The organism is Allofournierella massiliensis, assembly GCF_964241245.1.
GTDB lineage: Bacteria > Bacillota > Clostridia > Oscillospirales > Ruminococcaceae > Allofournierella > Allofournierella massiliensis.
Map to the genome: position 1 here is coordinate 1 of NZ_CAXSWZ010000066.1, position 1,227 is coordinate 1,227.

Genomic DNA, 1,227 nt, shown 5'->3' on the forward strand with positions numbered 1-1,227 from the left:
AAGGGGTGCTCACGAGAGTGAGCCGCAGAGAATAGGCCCAAGCAACTGTTTAGCAAAAACACAGGTCTGTGCTAAATCGAAAGATGACGTATACGGGCTGACACCTGCCCGGTGCTGGAAGGTTAAGGGGAGTTGTGCAAGCAGCGAACTGAAGCCCCAGTAAACGGCGGCCGTAACTATAACGGTCCTAAGGTAGCGAAATTCCTTGTCAGGTAAGTTCTGACCCGCACGAATGGTGTAATGATTTGGGCACTGTCTCAACAGCCCGCCCGGCGAAATTGTAGTACCGGTGAAGATGCCGGTTACCCGCGACAAGACGGAAAGACCCCATGGAGCTTTACTGTAGCCTAATATTGGGTCTTGGTATTACATGTACAGGATAGGTGGGAGACTAGGAAACCCGGGCGTCAGCTCGGGCGGAGTCACCCTTGGGATACCACCCTTGTGATACTAGGATTCTAACCTGCGGCCCTGAATCGGGTCGGGGGACATTGTTAGGTGGGCAGTTTGACTGGGGCGGTCGCCTCCTAAAGCGTAGCGGAGGCGTTCAAAGGTTGGCTCAGCATGGACGGAAACCATGCTATTGAGTGCAAACGCATAAGCCAGCCTAACTGCGAGACCGACGGGTCGAGCAGTAACGAAAGTTGGAGTTAGTGATCCGGTGGTATGTGAGTGGAAATGCCATCGCTCAACGGATAAAAGTTACCCTGGGGATAACAGGCTGATCTCCCCCAAGAGTCCACATCGACGGGGAGGTTTGGCACCTCGATGTCGGCTCATCGCATCCTGGGGCTGTATTCGGTCCCAAGGGTTTGGCTGTTCGCCAATTAAAGCGGTACGCGAGCTGGGTTCAGAACGTCGTGAGACAGTTCGGTCCCTATCTGTCGTGGGCGCAGGATATTTGATGGGATCTGTCCCTAGTACGAGAGGACCGGGATGGACGCACCTCTGGTGCACCAGTTGTCACGCCAGTGGCACAGCTGGGCAGCTATGTGCGGATCGGATAAACGCTGAAAGCATCTAAGCGTGAAGCCGGCCCAAAGATAAGATATCCCACTGAGTTAATCAGGTAAGACCCCTTGAAGACTACAAGGTTGATAGGCACAAAGTGTAAGCATGGTGACATGTTGAGCTAGCGTGTACTAATAGGTCGAGGGCTTGACCACAAGTCTTTATGGTACTTCTAATTTGCCGCAGTTTATTATTCAGTTTTGAGGGTGCATCCCT

The 1,227-nt window shown here is 52.9% G+C and carries 1 rRNA gene; it reads left to right on the forward strand.

Annotated features, from left to right (window positions below):
• Positions 1 to 1,166, forward strand: a 23S ribosomal RNA gene (locus ACESYO_RS16365); the annotation flags it as partial.
• Positions 1,167 to 1,227 lie beyond the last annotated feature (61 nt).